At 45.2% G+C, this 17,021-nt stretch carries 13 protein-coding genes and 1 tRNA gene; 6 read left to right on the forward strand and 8 right to left on the reverse strand.

Translation table 11 applies throughout. From position 1 onward, the window contains the following. Nucleotides 1–405 precede the first annotated feature (405 nt). From gatC to L0J61_RS02740, 5 genes are all read left to right on the forward strand, one after another. Nucleotides 406–720, forward strand: coding sequence for an Asp-tRNA(Asn)/Glu-tRNA(Gln) amidotransferase subunit GatC (gene gatC, locus L0J61_RS02720; protein WP_301464783.1), 315 nt, complete (start codon nucleotides 406–408; stop codon nucleotides 718–720). 73 nt (nucleotides 721–793) lie between these two features. Next, nucleotides 794–2,290 (forward strand): Asp-tRNA(Asn)/Glu-tRNA(Gln) amidotransferase subunit GatA, encoded by a 1,497-nt coding sequence (gatA, locus tag L0J61_RS02725; RefSeq protein ID WP_301464784.1) that lies wholly within the window; start codon nucleotides 794–796, stop codon nucleotides 2,288–2,290. After that, entirely contained in the window at nucleotides 2,290–3,801 is a 1,512-nt protein-coding gene (gene gatB / locus L0J61_RS02730) for an Asp-tRNA(Asn)/Glu-tRNA(Gln) amidotransferase subunit GatB (protein ID WP_301464785.1), read from the forward strand. The genes gatA and gatB overlap by 1 nt, the downstream gene beginning before the upstream one ends. 114 nt (nucleotides 3,802–3,915) lie before the next feature. Further along, a tRNA-Pro gene (locus L0J61_RS02735) sits at nucleotides 3,916–3,992 on the forward strand. Between the two features lie 167 nt (nucleotides 3,993–4,159). Further along, nucleotides 4,160–5,119 (forward strand): DUF1853 family protein, encoded by a 960-nt coding sequence (locus L0J61_RS02740; protein ID WP_301464786.1) that lies wholly within the window; start codon nucleotides 4,160–4,162, stop codon nucleotides 5,117–5,119. A gap of 220 nt (nucleotides 5,120–5,339) precedes the next feature. On the opposite strand, the gene L0J61_RS02745 is transcribed toward L0J61_RS02740, so the two are convergent. The 7 genes from L0J61_RS02745 to L0J61_RS02775 form a co-directional block, all read right to left on the reverse strand. Beyond that, the gene (locus L0J61_RS02745; RefSeq protein ID WP_301464787.1) at nucleotides 5,340–5,858 is read right to left on the reverse strand and encodes a DUF2726 domain-containing protein; all 519 of its coding nucleotides are present in this window, start codon (nucleotides 5,856–5,858) and stop codon (nucleotides 5,340–5,342) included. 330 nt (nucleotides 5,859–6,188) lie between these two features. Continuing rightward, nucleotides 6,189–7,418, reverse strand: a complete 1,230-nt coding sequence (locus L0J61_RS02750; protein ID WP_301464788.1) for a LysM peptidoglycan-binding domain-containing protein — start codon at nucleotides 7,416–7,418, stop codon at nucleotides 6,189–6,191. Between the two features lie 271 nt (nucleotides 7,419–7,689). Continuing rightward, on the reverse strand, nucleotides 7,690–9,111 hold the full coding sequence (locus L0J61_RS02755; protein WP_301464789.1) for a folylpolyglutamate synthase/dihydrofolate synthase family protein: 1,422 nt from the start codon (nucleotides 9,109–9,111) through the stop codon (nucleotides 7,690–7,692). Between the two features lie 198 nt (nucleotides 9,112–9,309). Next, the gene (gene accD / locus L0J61_RS02760) at nucleotides 9,310–10,254 is read right to left on the reverse strand and encodes an acetyl-CoA carboxylase, carboxyltransferase subunit beta (protein ID WP_301464790.1); all 945 of its coding nucleotides are present in this window, start codon (nucleotides 10,252–10,254) and stop codon (nucleotides 9,310–9,312) included. A 329-nt stretch (nucleotides 10,255–10,583) separates the two neighbouring features. Next, nucleotides 10,584–11,408, reverse strand: a complete 825-nt coding sequence (trpA, locus tag L0J61_RS02765; RefSeq protein WP_301464791.1) for a tryptophan synthase subunit alpha — start codon at nucleotides 11,406–11,408, stop codon at nucleotides 10,584–10,586. Between the two features lie 118 nt (nucleotides 11,409–11,526). Then, a complete protein-coding gene (trpB, locus tag L0J61_RS02770) occupies nucleotides 11,527–12,801 on the reverse strand; it encodes a tryptophan synthase subunit beta (protein ID WP_301464792.1) in 1,275 nt (424 codons plus the stop codon). Between the two features lie 187 nt (nucleotides 12,802–12,988). After that, nucleotides 12,989–13,660, reverse strand: coding sequence for a phosphoribosylanthranilate isomerase (locus tag L0J61_RS02775; RefSeq protein ID WP_301464793.1), 672 nt, complete (start codon nucleotides 13,658–13,660; stop codon nucleotides 12,989–12,991). Nucleotides 13,661–13,920: 260 nt separating this feature from the next. On the opposite strand from L0J61_RS02775, the gene L0J61_RS02780 reads away from it, so the two are divergent. Next, nucleotides 13,921–15,549, forward strand: a complete 1,629-nt coding sequence (locus tag L0J61_RS02780) for a deoxyribodipyrimidine photo-lyase (RefSeq protein WP_301464794.1) — start codon at nucleotides 13,921–13,923, stop codon at nucleotides 15,547–15,549. A 223-nt stretch (nucleotides 15,550–15,772) separates the two neighbouring features. Here L0J61_RS02780 and L0J61_RS02785 read toward each other — a convergent pair whose 3' ends face one another. Further along, nucleotides 15,773–16,528: a DUF4230 domain-containing protein gene (locus tag L0J61_RS02785; RefSeq protein ID WP_301464795.1), complete on the reverse strand. Its 756-nt coding sequence runs from the start codon at nucleotides 16,526–16,528 to the stop codon at nucleotides 15,773–15,775. Nucleotides 16,529–17,021: the final 493 nt, after the last annotated feature.

The following is a 17,021-nucleotide window of genomic DNA, read 5'->3' on the forward strand; positions in this document are numbered from 1 at the left end:
CCATATGATTCAATAATTAAAATATTAACAATATAAAAAGCAACTTGCTTAATAGCAAATGCACACTGTGGCGTACAGTAGAACACAGCGACCAAGCAAGGAGCTAGCAATTAAAAAAGTAACATTGACCATATAGTCATTTTTTAAATATTACTGAATTGGTTGCTATTTTGCATCAAACAAACGCCTTGCTCTGTAAACTTGAGCCAGATGCTTTATAATAAACCAACCCTATTTCATCTTACTTTTTCGTATCTATCTAACTTGCTTAACCGGACTTGCTCAACGAGAGTATTGAGCTAGTATAAATAGAAGTCTTGTAAGCAATCACTGAATCCATGATGAGTATCAAATAACCCTTATAACCACTTATTCTAATCAAGCCTGTCCTTTACTGGAGAAATTATGTCACAGCAATCAGTAACGTCTGACAGTAACGTCAGCCGTGAAGAAATCTTAGAAATTGCCAACCTTGCTCGCTTAGGTGTCGATGAAAACACAGCCAGTAGCTATGCTGATGATATCAGCAAAGTATTAAATCTGATGCATACGATTAACAACGTTGATACGACTGATGTCAAGCCTCTATCAAATATCCATGAAGCTTGCCAAGAGTTGCGTGTTGACGTCGCCAAGCATGATATCAATCGCGAACGTAACCAATCAGTCGCACCTGCGGTAGAAGAAGGCTTGTATCTGGTACCACAAGTCATTGAGTAGAACGTCCTACTCATATTTTTTGTGCTTATTTTATTCCAAACTATGCTTTTAACACTTTGACGGACGACACTTTATGTCTGAACTTCATCTATTAAGTACTCAGCAGCTCATTTCAGGGTTGCAAGACAAGAAATTTAGTAGCCTAGAGCTAACTGAGCACTATATCAAGCGTATCGACGCACTAGACAGCAAGATTAATAGCTTCATCACCCATACTTCTGAAACAGCACGCGCACAAGCGCAAGCAGCAGATGAGATGCGCGCACAAGGCGACAAGCGCCCATTACTTGGTGTGCCAATGGCGCACAAAGACATCTTTTGTACCCAAGGCGTTCTGACGACGTGTGGCTCTAAAATGTTGCACAACTTCATTTCTCCTTACGATGCTACTATTGTTTCTAATATCGACAAAGCTGGCATGATCAGCTTAGGCAAGCTCAATATGGATGAGTTTGCGATGGGCTCAGACAATAGCAGCTCTTACTATGGTACGGTGCAAAACCCTTGGAATTTAGATAGAGTTCCTGGTGGCTCATCAGGTGGTAGTGCCGCTGCTGTTGCCGCAGGCTTTGTACCAGTTACAACCGGCAGTGATACTGGTGGTTCTATTCGTCAGCCTGCTTCGTTTTGCGGTCTAACTGGCATCAAGCCAACCTATGGACGAGTATCCCGTTTTGGTATGATCGCTTATGCCTCAAGTCTCGACCAAGCTGGGAGCATGGGACGTAGCGCTAAAGATTGCGCTTATCTACTACAGCCTATGATCGGCCATGACCCTCGCGATGCGACTTCCATCAAGCATGAATTGCCTGACTACATTCAAGACATCAACGATGCTGAAGCGGCTGCAAGCGACAAACCCTTTGACGGATTGCGTATCGGCGTCGCTAAAGAATACTTCAGTAAAGGGCTAGACTCTGAGGTCGAGAAAGCCACTCGTGCTGCGCTTAAACAGTATGAAGATCTGGGCGCTACGATTGTAGAAGTCAATATCACTGACCCTGAGATCACGCTGGCAACCTATTACATGCTCGCACCTGCAGAAGCCTCTTCAAACCTGTCTCGTTTTGACGGTGTGCGTTTTGGCTATCGCTGTGAAAACCCAACTGACCTAATTGATCTGTACACGCGTTCACGTTCAGAAGGCTTTGGCCCTGAAGTACAGCGCCGTATCTTGACGGGTACTTATGCATTATCTGCAGGTTACTTTGATGCTTATTATACCAAAGCGCAAAAGATCCGTCGCTTGATTGTCAAAGACTTTGATGAAGCGTTTGCCAACTGTGATGTGATCGCCAGCCCAACGTCACCGACTGCTGCGTATAAGCTCAGTGAAAACCTCGATCCTGCAACCATGTACTTAGGTGACGTTTATACCATCGGGGTAAACTTAGCCGGTTTACCTGCGCTAAGCCAACCAGTTGGTTTGACCTCAGACGGTCTGCCTGTTGGGCTGCAATTGATCGGTAAACACTGGCAAGAAAGCCAGCTGCTCACGACTGCTCATTTATTTCAGCAGCATACAAACCATCATCTACAACACTCTGCCATCGCAAAGGAGACGGTATAATGACTACAGCAACTGCGACTGATAATGCCGTTCGTACAGAGCTATTTGTCGATGGCTATGAGGTGGTCATCGGCATTGAGATTCACTGCCAACTGAACACTGAAAGCAAGATATTTTCAAGTGCACCCACTGATTTTGGGCACGAGCCAAACAGCCAAGCAAGCATCGTTGATTTGGGTCTGCCCGGTGTATTGCCTGTACTAAATAGTGGTGTGGTAGATCGTGCGCTAAAATTTGGCATTGGTGTCAATGCTGAGCTCGGTCTGTTCAACACATTTGACCGTAAAAACTATTTTTACCCTGATCTGCCTAAAGGCTACCAAATCACTCAAATGGCCAACCCCATCGTTGGTGAAGGTTACATCGATGTCGTGGTCAACGAAGGCGACAAAAACGAATACCCGAAACGCATGGGCATCACTCGCGCACATTTGGAAGAAGATGCAGGTAAGTCTGTGCACGATGCCGTTGATGGTATGACCGGTGTTGATTTGAACCGTGCTGGCACACCACTGATCGAAATCGTATCTGAGCCAGACATGCGCTCAGCAAATGAAGCCCTTGCCTACATCAAAGCCATTCATCAATTGGTTACATGGCTAGGTATCTCAGACGCAGTCATGGCCGAAGGCTCATTCCGCTGTGACTGTAACGTTTCTGTGCGTAAACCTGGCGCGGATCTCGGTACCCGTACTGAGCTAAAAAACCTAAACTCGTTCCGTTTCATCGAACGTGCGATCAATCGTGAAATAGAACGCCAGATTGACATCATCGAAGATGGTGGCAAAGTCGTGCAAGCGACGATGCTGTATGATCCAGAGCGTGATGAAACTCGTACCATGCGTACCAAAGAAGACGCCAACGACTATCGCTACTTTCCCGATCCTGACCTACTCCCAGTACGCATCGAGCAGCATACCGTCGACGCGATAAAGGCTGCTATGCCTGAATTACCTGTCGCCCGCCGTGCTCGCTTTGAAGATGCGCTAGGTCTGTCAGAGTACGATGCCCGTATCTTAACTGGCAGCCGTCAACTTGCCGATTACTTCGAAGACGTCGTCTCTGAAATTGGTGAAAACCATGCGAAACTGGCGGCCAACTGGGTGATGGGCGAACTGCTAGGCGCACTCAATAAAGAAGACCAAGACATCATCGATTCTCCGATCACTGCTAAGCAATTGGCTGGATTACTCAAGCGAATCAACGATGACACTCTGTCAGGTAAACTGGCCAAAAAAGTCTTTAGTGCCTTGTATGATCGTGAAGGTGGTAGCGACGATGATGCCGCTGATAAAATCATCGAAGAAAAAGGCCTCAAACAAGAAACCGATACTGGTGCTATCAAAGCAATGGTGGAAGAGGTTATCGCTAACAATGAAGCCATGGTCGAAGAATACCGTGGCGGCAAAGCCAAAGCCTTCAACGGTCTGGTCGGGCAAGTAATGAAAGCCAGCCGTGGCAGCGCCAACCCACAGCAAGTGAACCAAATCTTAAAAGAGCTGTTGGGATAACGCTGGTATTTTCGAGATGAAACTGGCTATGTTAGCTGAAATATTATGATAGCTTTTGGCTAATTTAATTAGCCCTTGCAATATACATAATTTTGCGTAAAATAGTCAGTCATTCGGGGCGTAGCGCAGTCTGGTAGCGCACTACACTGGGGGTGTAGGGGTCGCAGGTTCAAATCCTGCCGTTCCGACCAAACATTGAGTTTAAAATTAAAAAGCCAACCATTGATGTCAATGGTTGGCTTTTTTGTTCTTGCTTAATCTTACGATATAATTTCAATCTTAGCTTTGCAGAATCCTATAGACTTTTACCATAGGAGCCGTTAGGGTAAACTTACTATCACTCATTTTGGTTTGTCTTATGTCCGAGCTTATCGCTCAGCCCTCCTCTACCCGTCTTGCAAATGACGCACCTTGGGAAGCATACCAGCGGCCTTACGTGCGAGATCTAGCGTATGTGCTTGCCTGTCCTAACGTCGTGACGCAATGGCTAGACTTTGCACCCCATCAAACCACACATAGAATTGCAGTTCATAGCGCCGATTTTTGGCAAGCTCAGTTTGCAGCGTATCAACAACGTTTGACACAGCTCGATACCACCACCGCCTATCAAACGCTGACTCGCTATTTATTAGCACGTCCAAGCCCAAACCGTTTGGGTTTTCATTTCGAAGGATTGTTTTCATTTTGGCTAACAGATGGCTTTGCACATCAACTACATCCGTACGAAACACTGGCTAGCAATTTACAGCTCTATAGTGGTAAACAAACCAGCGGCGAGCTAGATTTTATTTTGTATAACCATAAAGACAACCTTGTCGAGCATTGGGAGCTTGCCATTAAGTTCTTTATGGGGTCAGCACCTTTCGAGCCTAGCAATTGGGTCGGTATCAATGCTAATGACAATCTACAGCGTAAAATGACACACATGCAAACCAAACAGTTTCGAGCCATACAGGTAGATACAGAAGCCCGTGGACGAATCAAAATTGATAAACGTTATGGCGTTATCAAAGGTCGGTTTTTTTTGCCACTAAACGAAAGTGACTGGGGACGCCATGATTGGCCTACGTGGCTAACGCCAAGCTTTCCAGTGCATCGATGGTGTGACACGCACGATCAACTAAGCTTATCTACGATTGATGTGAGCACGCTACGGCGTGCACATTATGTTGAGTGGTTTACGAAGCGTCATTGCTATGATGGACGTCAACCATCAATAGTGTGGTCAGGCGGAATGCTACCAGAAAAAGGGTTATATTTCGCAGGTGATCAACCGATTGTCATTTATCCTAGGCCACATGAGCAGGTTGTTAGATAAAATTGATCTAAACTCACCCGAAAAATTTTGAGCGGCCATTCATCATTGTTAGGGCCTGTCCTCATTTTAAAAATGGTAATAAAAATGAGATAAATGGCAGTCAAACAAGGAAAATAGCGCAGATAATATCGAGATATTAGTTAGCTATTTGACGCCGTTTGGCAACATTTAGCCATTTTTAACCCATTTAGATGACTATCGATTGAATTGAGGACACGCCCTAGTAGCTATCAATAACCTGCCTCAGTTCATATCTGATCATATCTGCATTTGGCATGCGCTCAGCATGAAACCGTACGATGGGAATACCGGCACTGGCAAGCGCTTTGTCCTTTTTATCATCAGCTTTTTGTCGCGACTTACTGTTATGAGTCCAATCATCGAGCTCAACAGCCACCAGCGTGGTTTGGGCATCAACATCAACAAGCACGTAATCCACGCTTTGACGACAAATTCGATTGAACCAAAAGCCGCGTTCGGACGTCTCGCTGTTATCAGGTTCAATGATTCGTGATAGCTGGACCTGAACAAACACATGATATTCTGGTAAGGCGGCTTTGAGCTTCTTAAAAAAAATAACCTCAGTATCTGTCATGATAGGCATCGGAGCAAATGGCCATACCGCTAAATCGTCACCTCGTACAGGCTTCGGGTCTGGCTCTTTCCCTTTAAGCTTAGATAACGTGATTAATCCTAAAAACCCAACGGCCAATATCAAAAATATAGTACCAAACGACATGCTTTTACCTTATGAAATATGAAAGCAATTACTCAAATTCCTGACTTCAGGCCTTGCGCCAACAGAGCAGATATTCAAAGTCATTTTTGAGAATCACAGCTCCTCAACCTTTTTAGGCTGACAAGTTATAAAAAATAGAAAATAAACGGTCGGCATAATAGCGAAACCAACCTCAATCAGCAATCTATAAAACAAAAAACACGACATCTGGTGTCGTGTTTTAATATTTGAAAACTATCAATACATGGTCTACATCATGTTTTTAACATATCGCTCACTGATATCATGACTTCAGTGAGCGGAAACCACTTGATCAGACCCAGTGTATATTTACCGCCAATACAAAACCCAAGCACTGGTAGTATCCACGCTAGGGTCACTGTTAATCTGGTCTTTTAATGCTAACGCCGCGACTTTGCCACGTTCCGGCCCCACGATGACACGCACACCACGACTGGTAGCGCTGGTTTTTACTTGATAGCCAGCTGACTGGAATTTTTCTGCCAATTCATCCGCTTTGCTCTGATTATTAGCCAAAGCCACCTGCACACCGAAGCTACCTTTAGCATTGGTTGCTTCTACTTCCTGTCGTGCCGCACGAAGTTTTTGTTGAGCATCACGTTTAGTCTCTGCTGACTTTCTAGCCAGAGCTTCTTCTTTCTGGCGTTGCTCTTCACGTGCTTTTTCAGCTGCTGCCGCCTCACGCTCTAGTCGCTCCACTTGTCTACGTGAAGGAATCGTTAGACTTTGTCCCACTTGCAGCGAAGATGATGGCGACATATCATTCGCTTGAGCCAACGCTGCCACCGGTACATTGTATTGCCTAGCTAGCTTAATGAGGCCATCACCTCTTTTTACTTCATAATCAGTCGGTGATGTTGGTGGCTCATTACTTGCTGCCTCGGCTGCTGCTTTAGCCTCTGCAGCTTGAGCTTGAGCACGCTTCTTAGCCTCTGCCTCTGCCTCTGCCTCTGCAACAGCTTGAGCTTCAGCACGCTTCTTAGCCTCTGCTTGTCGTTTTTCTTCGGCTGCTTTTCGACTAGCTGCTAACTTTTCAGCAGCTTCCTGCTCTCTTATCTCAGCCTGTCTGTTGGCTGCCTGATCATTTTCCTCATTCGTACTTTCTGCTGTCGCTGTTTGATTATCGGTTCTTCGCTGGACGGTAGGCGTATCAATGACGCTTTGTGCAGCTTCTGCACTATCAATGTTATCGTCAGACGTCGTTGTATTAGATACATACTGCTGGCTTTCGGCACGTGCTTTTTCTAATGCTTGTGCCTCCGCAGCTTCTTGCTCGGTCAAGAATTGCTGCGCACGCTCTTGCTGTGCAGCGACACGAGCGGCACGTTCTTCTTGCTTTTGCGCCAAGATACGTTTTTCTGTCTCGACATCAGTGGTCAATGGCTGCTGAGGTTCTTGCTCAGTGGTCTCATCCTCTATCATGGCTACCGTTGGTTGCTCTTCATCGTTAGAGCCAACTTGTTGCACCATAGCGTACAACATCACGCTACCGCCTAAAATCATCCCAATGCCCAATAAGGCTTGTCTCGAAAAATTCATCCGTTTACATCTCTTAGTTGGTAATAAGGTTGATTGATCAGCGCCTTTCTTTCACCAAAGCCGCATGATAACTATCATACGTTAAACAACTATAATGACTTACCCTTGCACTGGTTCTATCAACTAGCGATCATCAGCCATTACTATTTATACACTAACTTTGTTTATACGCTCGCATTCAATCACATTGATTATAAAGCAAATTTTTTATTCTGTCTGCTATCATACTACTGCTAGGGTTGGAGTATATATAAAAAACTGAATTTTAACTTTAATCATCTTCAGATAAAGTCGCTAATGCCTCACCAATAGTATGAAAAGAGCCACATACTACGATCAGATCTGTAGGTTGACTATGGCTCATCACTGCCTGCGTCGCAGCCTTTAGACCGTCAAAACTATGTATTTGAGCGTCATCAATATAGTTTGATAAGATACCCTGCAGATGATCCGCACTCGCTGCTCGTGGATAGTCAATCTCAGCGATAAACCAATCGCTAATTGGCAATCCCGATTCAGTCAGTCGTTGAACGACGCGGTCGATGTCTTTATCCCCTAGCATAGAGAATAATAGTTTAATGGTAACAGGTTTTGCATTGTTTTGTTGCGAGCCGTCTTGTTGCGGGCTGTTTTGATTTAAACCACCTTGGTAACCCCGATGAGCAGCAGCGGTATCTAGCGTCGATAAGTGCTGCTGCCAAAGCGGCAACAATTGTGCCAATAAAAACTCAACACCTTTCTCGTTATGGGCCACATCAAACAACCAATGGCGATGATGCGTCTCACGATAATCAAAACGACCTGCTAACTTGACTGCTTGCAGCGCGCGCTCGATGTCTGTGTCCTCGACCTTTAATGGACTTGCCAACACCGCTGATAAGGCATTGGCCGTATTCGTCAACGACAGCTTTGGACGAGGTAGCTGCATGGTGACCGCTGCATTGCTATATTGCCAAGTAGTCGAACCTATTGCTCGATGGCTAAAATCTTGATCAGCTTGGTAGCAAGTCGCATGATGCTTGGCAATCGCTTGACGCACACTATCTGGCATCTCACTCGCACCATAAACCAGCTGAATGCCTTCGCGTAAGATACCGGCTTTTTCACGGCCAATATCCTCGACATTATCACCCAACCAATCCACATGATCGATGCCAATATTGGTAATCACCGCCATATCTGGATCAATAATATTGACCACATCCAGACGACCGCCCAACCCGACTTCCAATACCCACACATCACAGTCCGCTTCGGCAAATATCAGCAATGCGGCGAGCGTGGTCATCTCAAAAAATGACAAGGTAAGTTCACACGTCAATCGTGCTGCCTCTACCTTGCTAAATGCATCAATCAACGTCTCTTCGCTGACCATCTCACCATTGACTGTTACCCGCTCATTAAACACACTGAGATGCGGTGACTGATACAGCGCTGTCTTATAGCCTGCTGCTTGACACATCTGTGCGATAACCGCGGTTGTCGATCCTTTGCCATTGGTACCTGCTACCGTAAACACATAAGCATCGTTCTTGGCAGACTGTACAACGCCCAATGCTTGAGCGACAGGCATTACCCGAGACAAACCCATATCGATTGCAGATACATGGATTTGCTGCATATAATCAAGCCATTGCGTCAAGCTTGAATGCTCATTCGGCGTATAATCGTTGGAAGATGAAGAGTCAGACATGAACATAACCTATTTTGAAACACTAAAGTGGATAGTAAATACAGTATATCACCACATAGAACTGGCTCGATACAAAGCAAAAATAGCATTTATCGTTATCTACGATAAATGCTATTCGTTATGTTAAGAGTCGACACTATACAGTGGCGTCTAAACAATCAAAAAATTAAGCACTCAAGTCATTAAGCGCTCGAGTCGTTAAGCGTCAATATTGGGTACGCCGCTTAGTTTCGCCAGCAAACGATAAATAGTATCAATCAGTTGATGACGATGTACCACTTCGTCCACCACACCGTGCTCTAGCAAGAACTCTGCACGCTGGAACGGCTCTTCTAGTGTCTCACGTACTGTCTGCTCAATCACGCGCTTGCCAGCAAAGCCAATCATCGCTTTTGGTTCAGCCAAGTGAATATCCCCAATCATGGCCAGCGATGCTGTTACACCACCATAAACAGGATTAGTCAACACCACCAGATATGGTATGCCTGCCATTTTCAAGCGCTCAATCGCGGCGGCAGTTCGTGCCATTTGCATCAAAGACAACAGGCCTTCTTGCATACGCGCACCACCAGAGGCTGCAAAACAAACTAGAGGCACTTTGTCCTCTAACGCTTTTTCGGCCGCTTGAACAAAACGATCTCCGACCACTGAACCCATAGAGCCACCCATGAAGCGAAAGTCAAAAGCGCAAGTGACTACATCTAGGTTGCGCAGCTTACCATGCATGACAATCAACGCTTCAGTTTCGCCTGTCTTTTCCTGCGCTTCAGTCATGCGCTGCGGATAAGGCTTACTATCTACGAAGCTCAACGGATCTTTGGCAGTAAACTCTTGCCCAAGTTCACCATCTACTTGATCTAACAACCAGTTGAGGCGCTCACGAGCACTCATTGGTAGGTGAAAATCGCAATGTGGACACACATAACAATTAAAAATTAATGCTGTATTGGTCGTCACAGCATGGCAGCTGCTGCACTTGGTTGATGGTTCAGTCTCTACCGCCGTCAATTGTGCCGTTAGCTGCTGCTTGATACCTGGTATCGGGCGATTAAACCATGATTGACCTGCCGCATTTCCGTTTGGCTCGGCGCCACTATCGGCAGTATTTGGTGTGGTTATTGTATCAGTCATATTATTTGCCATCATAAAAGGCTTATCGACAAGTCTGCTCTTCCACTTGTCCCTAAGAGTAAGTTTAAAAGTCGTATATCCTCATAACTTGAACAGTTATAAAGCGTGCTTACGCGAAACTGTAACAATTTATATATGATATTAGTTTACACACGTAAACTAACTTTAGCAAAGTCATTTAACTCTGTCTTTATAAACATTGTTGTTCTTTATAAACATTTAAGAGTGCTTTTAACATCATATCTAAAACTGCTTTTAGCGATGATGTTAGCAACGCCGAACAATGTCTTTAGTACTGGTAATCATCGCCCAGCATGAATCACAACTCAGCATGGACCAGATCAAGCGCTTAAATCGTCAAGTGCGCTACGTAGCTCATCCATCTTAGCCATAATTTTTTGCTGAGCGGCGGCAACGGCTGAAGCATCGCTTGCATCTATATCGGCAAAGTTCTGTACCAACGCACTACCGACGATCACACCATCTGCATGCTCACCAACTGCCTTGGCTGATGCTCCATCACGAATACCAAAGCCCACACATACAGGCAGATTTGTTTCTGATTTAATCGCTTGCACATGCGTTGCAACGTCATCTGTATCCAGAGTTGCCGACCCCGTCACTCCTTTCAGAGATACATAATAAATATAGCCGCCACAGTGCGTCAATACTTGCTCACGACGTTCAGGTAAGGTGGTCGGCGATAACAGAAATATTTCATTCATCGAATGATCAGATAAATGCTGAGTAAAGCTACCTGCCTCCGCTGGTGGCAAATCAACCATCAAAATACCATCAACGCTTGACTGCTCACATAGCGCAACGAAGTTATCATAACCAATGATTTCAACTGGGTTGAGATAGCCCATGAGGATGATCGGGGTCTGGGTGTCTTGCTTACGAAACTCTGCGATCATGTTCAACGCGTCGCGAGTACTGGTTCCTGCGGCTAACGAACGCTCGCCAGCCAATGCGACGGTCGGACCGTCTGCCATTGGGTCAGAAAAAGGCAAGCCCACTTCGATCATATCTGCGCCATGCTTGACCAAGTCGTGTAGCAAGTCGACTGTCGTTGCAGGATTAGGGTCGCCTGCCATGACATAAGGAATCAGGGCTTTTTTGTTTTGGGCTTTTAACGTTTTAAATGTACTTTCAATACGAGTCATAGTGGTCTCTTAACTAAATGATTATAAACTGGCTTAGTCGACCCTTTATTTGACGATTTTGGTATCATCATAAAGGGTCATTCAATCAACTGGGAAATAGCTCATAGAATACAAGCGACTACAACTCAATCCCTTCCGCCTTCATCACTGAGTGCAAATCCTTATCACCGCGACCCGACATATTCACGACGATGGTTTGCTCAGGCGTCATGGTTTTAGCCAGTTTCAGTGCATAGGCGACGGCATGAGCAGACTCGAGTGCAGGTATGATGCCTTCTTTGCGTGTGACTTCATGAAACCCTTCTAGCGATTCTTTATCTGTACAGCCAACATATTTGACACGATCCATATCCTTCAAAAAACTGTGCTCAGGACCAACACCAGGATAGTCCAGCCCTGCTGAGATAGAATGCGTCTCTTGAATCTGACCTTCATCGTCTGCCATCAAATAAGTACGGTTGCCATGTAATACACCTATACGACCAGCAGCTAGAGGTGCTGAGTGGCGACCTGAATCGATACCATCTCCAGTCGCTTCGACACCATACATGTCGACTTCAGTATCATTTAAGAAATCAAAGAATAAACCAATAGCGTTTGAACCACCGCCGACACAAGCGACCAACGCATCAGGTAGTTTGCCTGTTTTCTCTAAATGCTGGATACGGGCTTCTTTGCCAATAATCGCTTGAAAATCGCGAACCAATAGCGGATAAGGATGCGGTCCTGCGACCGTACCAATGATGTAATACGTGCTATCGACATTGGTCACCCAATCACGCATGGCTTCGTTCATTGCGTCTTTGAGCGTGCGTGATCCTGACGTGACAGGTACGACGGTCGCGCCAAGCAAACGCATACGATAAACATTCATCTTTTGGCGCTCGACATCATCTGCGCCCATATAGACAATACATTCTAATCCCAGACGTGCAGCGATCGTTGCCGTCGCCACGCCATGTTGTCCTGCGCCTGTCTCAGCGATGATACGCTTTTTCCCACACATCTTAGCGAGAAGTGCTTGTCCAATGGTGTTATTGACCTTATGCGCACCAGTATGGTTTAAATCTTCACGTTTAAAATAAATTTGCGCACCACCAATTTCATCGCTTAAGCGTTTGGCATGATACAGTGGCGTTGGACGACCGACATAATTGACCAAGTCGTTATGATACTCTTCCCAAAACGCTGGGTCAGCTTTTACTTTGGTATATAAGGTTTCTAGCTCCTCTAAGGCAGCCATCAGCGTTTCAGAAACGAAACGACCACCATGAACGCCAAAGTGCCCACTGGCGTCAGGGTATTGGTTGAAGTCTTGAACGTCTGTTGGATTGGTAAAGCTGTTGATGGCTTTTGCTGCGTCAGATAAATCGTTGCTAGCGGCATGATTCATGATAATTCCTACTGTAATAAGTGGTATTTTTTAGTATAAGGATTGATAGTACAAGAACTGATCTCATAAAAATTGGGATATATAATTTTTATGTCAGTCAAAAATCGGAATAACGACAAATATAAAGATAAATAGCATAAAGATGGCAGGTATTTTACAACCAATTCACAAACATCTCACAACTAACTTAGATGACGTCAGTGACCGTTTCATTTTGCCATCGATCTCGCTTGACCGCTTTCATAAATGCAGCCATCTTATCAGCATCTTTTTTACCTTTAGCAGACTCTATGCCGCCGCTCACATCGACACCATAAACAGATAAGTCAAGAGTCGCAGCGACGTTATCGTCGTTCAGTCCGCCCGCCAAAATAATCGGCAACACACTATCTTGAGGGATGAGACTCCAGTCAAAACGTGCGCCTGTACCACCGTATTTATGCTGATGATAAGCATCTAACAGAATACTGCTCGCACCCGCATCAGCAAAGCTTTTAATACGTTCACTGACGGCATCTTTCGTGTCTTGCTCAGCGTTGATGCGCAGCGCTTTCATCCAGCGTTTATTGACCGCGCTTGCCAACTGCTGACATTGCTCAGGCGTTTCATCACCATGAAACTGAATGACATCAAAAGCGACCTGATCAGCCAGATCCATCAGTTCTTGCTGAGGCATATTAACCACCAATGCCACGATACTGACAAACGCAGGTAAAGACGCACTCAATGTCTGTGCCTGCTCTGGCGTAACGGCACGAGGACTGGGCGGATAAAACACCAACCCAACCGCATCTACCTCTAGCTGAACGGCAGTCTGGACATCACTGAGCTGAGTAAATCCACAAAACTTTACGTGCATCTTGTAACCTTGGAAAAGGGCTTATTAAAGATTCTGATAGGGACTTTGTTCATACATCTTTTGTTCACACATCGAAGACCGATATAAATGAGCAATTTTACAAGTCTTACTTCTTATAAAAGTGATGATGAATTGTTAACCTGCTGGCAAATCAATTGCATCAAAAAACCAATCCTAGCATACTTTTATTCATAGTTTTATTTATGATTGTGATTGATTCAAACATTGCCTGAAACATTGGCTGATAGAAGGATACCTGAATGTCTAAAACAGCGCCTGAGAATGACAAGAACGATAATAGCAGCCCTGCGCATCAGCCTCATTATCTGATGTGGTTTCGTCGCGACTTACGGTTGCATGACAACACCGCTTTGGCAGCCATCTGCGAGCGTGCAAATGAACACGCACAAGACGAGAACGTATCAGTGACGGCCGTGTTTTTTCTCACACCTGATCAATGGCAAACGCATGACACCTCACTGGTACAAGTCGATCACATTACGCGCACGCTACCGATACTGGCAAAGGAGCTGCAGACCCAATTAAACATCAAATTATGTGTGCAGATCTGCTCGAATTATGCCGATTGCGTGACAGCTGTGAGCGAGTTGTGCGCAGCAAACCACATCAGCTGCGTCATGGCCAACCATGAATACGAGGGCAATGAAAGCGACCGCGATCAGCAACTGACTGAGCAACTGGCAAAAGATAATATTGAGTTTATCCGTTGGCATGACCAATGCATCCTGCCGCCGAAAAGCATCATGACCAACGACGGTGACAGCATGTACAAAGTGTTTACCCCGTTTTATAAAAAATGGCGGCATACATTAGAGGTTAGCACCATTCAATCACATGAAGCACCAGCCATGCACAGTAGCAATAACGATAACAATCAAACCGAATTAAAAATACCAGACACGATTGCAATGACCGTTGAAAATATAAAAAAACTCTGCGACGATACCGTCAGCGATTATAAGACTACATTACAACAGGATAAGTCCCTACAACATATCGATATGGACGCACAGCTTGAGCATGCTCAGACAGCATACTCGGCTGGCGAGCATGAGGCTTGCCAGCGCTTGGCAGCGTTTATCTCCGATGGTATTGATAACTACGATATAAGCCGAGACGTGCCGAGCCTCGAGGCAACCAGTCAACTATCGGCATATCTCACTATTGGCGCCATCAGTCCTCGACTGTGCTACTTACAGGCGCGCGAAGCGCAAGAGAAATCACACGGTAATGACGGCGACAATGACGATATCAACCGTTGGATAAGTGAGCTGGCATGGCGAGACTTTTATCGTCATGTATTAGCAGACAAGCCATCACTGATCCGTCACAAGGCTTACAAAGAGGACACCGACAGCAAAATTCGTTGGTCGTATGATCACGATGATTTTCATGCCTGGTGCACCGGAATGACTGGCGTACCTTTGGTCGATGCTGCAATGCGTTGTCTCAACGCGACTGGGTTTATGCACAATCGTCTGCGCATGGTCACCGCGATGTTTTTGACCAAAGATTTATTGATTGACTGGCGTTTGGGTGAACGTTATTTTATGCAGCAACTGATAGACGGTGACTTTGCCTCTAACAATGGCGGCTGGCAATGGAGTGCGTCGACAGGTACTGATGCCGCGCCTTACTTCCGAATCATGAACCCGTTTAGCCAGGCAAAGACCCATGATGTTGACGGTGAGTTTATCAAGTCATGGCTCCCTGAACTAAAAGAGGTACCTGGCAACATCCTGCATAGCGAAGAAAAAATGCGCAAAGCACTAGCAAAAGGTGGTGCGTTTTCTGGCATCAACTACCCTTTACCGATGGTCGAGCATAAAGAGGCACGTAAGCTCGCAATCGCTGAGTTTAAAAACTAGCACTGTGACGCTGGCAATTCGTGACACCAAAGCAGCAAAAATCTCGTATAACTAGAGCGTGTCATCAATCAACACATTCACTCATTTAGTGGTCTTAAAATGGCTAAATTTTGCCACTCGTCGTCAAAAATCTTGTGAATATGCTTATATTCGCTACAATTTTTTCCTTGATTAGCGTCGATTTATCTCATCTTAAGCCTCACTATTTCAATAATGACACGCCCTAAGAGTCTGATACTGGTAATTGACACGCGCCTGCTCCTTGGGTGGTCACTGTAACAACAGCACCCGTCAAAGAGAATAGCTGCTGCAATTGCACTTGCGCATTTTGTAATGCGATATTCATCACATCGCCTCGGCACGCACGCTCAAGTACCTCTTCTTTTGCCGTGATTTGTGCTTGCGCCAAAATAGTTGGATCCACCTGCATCAGACCAAAAGCACCCGTTTGCCAGTCGTAGATTTCGATATCATCTAAATATACTGCAAATATCTCCGACGGTGGCAAAGTGATATTGATTTGTGTCTTCATTGAGTTAGCCGTACTTGCGTCTGCTGTTTCTGCTGACTCTGTATTTCCATCCGACAGGTCAGGCTGTATAACATGTACCATCTCAGGTGTTAATGCGCTCAGATCTATACCCGCATCTACTCGCCCTCTGGCGATGAATAGCCCTTTTTGCTGATCTTGCCACAGCTTCATCCAACTGCCGCGACGCTCACTAGTAATCACCGTATCCACACTAAACGCCACCGTTTCAAGGCGATTTAGCTGTTGGATCTGTGTCACCACTCCTTCACGAGTAATGGTTTCTACCGGCTCCTCTTCAGTGATATTTTGTAGACTATAGATAGCAAAAACAATCGCAGCCAGACCAATAAGCAACACCACCCACGACATCTTGGCAATTGGCCTTTTCGCAGGCTGATTAGCTGTCTTACGATTTTCAGCGGAGTTTCGGTCATTAGAATTATTCATTTAAACCACCTCGTCATTTAAATCATCTGAGCGCTCTATCGCCAACTAGGGCGCGTCCTCGTAAAAACGGCTCAACATACAAACGACTCGATGAGCCGATATCTGAGATTTAAATGCCCCTTCCACGCAGCAACTTCAAGTAAAAAACACCAATATCCTAAAAAAGTAATATAATGGCGGCGAATAAGTACTAAGGAAGCCGCAAAGCATCGATACGAAATCACTGCATTGATACTTTTAATGACAGTTTAAGTCATGTTCGGTCTGAAAAAATAAAAAATCATTGCGTCTGAGGCTAAGTTTACCTAACATAGACAGAAAGACAGAACACATTGATAAAATGTCGGCACAGGTTTAGTTTTCAGGATTTTTCCTCCAAAAACCATCTAGTTAGCCAGCAAATATTTTTATTGGTAAGTCCGTCAAAACCTAGCCACTCTGTTATAGGAGTGATTTTATGAATACATTTCTACTAGGTATCCGTTACTAGGTA

Origin of the sequence: Psychrobacter sp. (genome assembly GCF_030457785.1) — a bacterium.
Taxonomy (GTDB): domain Bacteria; phylum Pseudomonadota; class Gammaproteobacteria; order Pseudomonadales; family Moraxellaceae; genus Psychrobacter.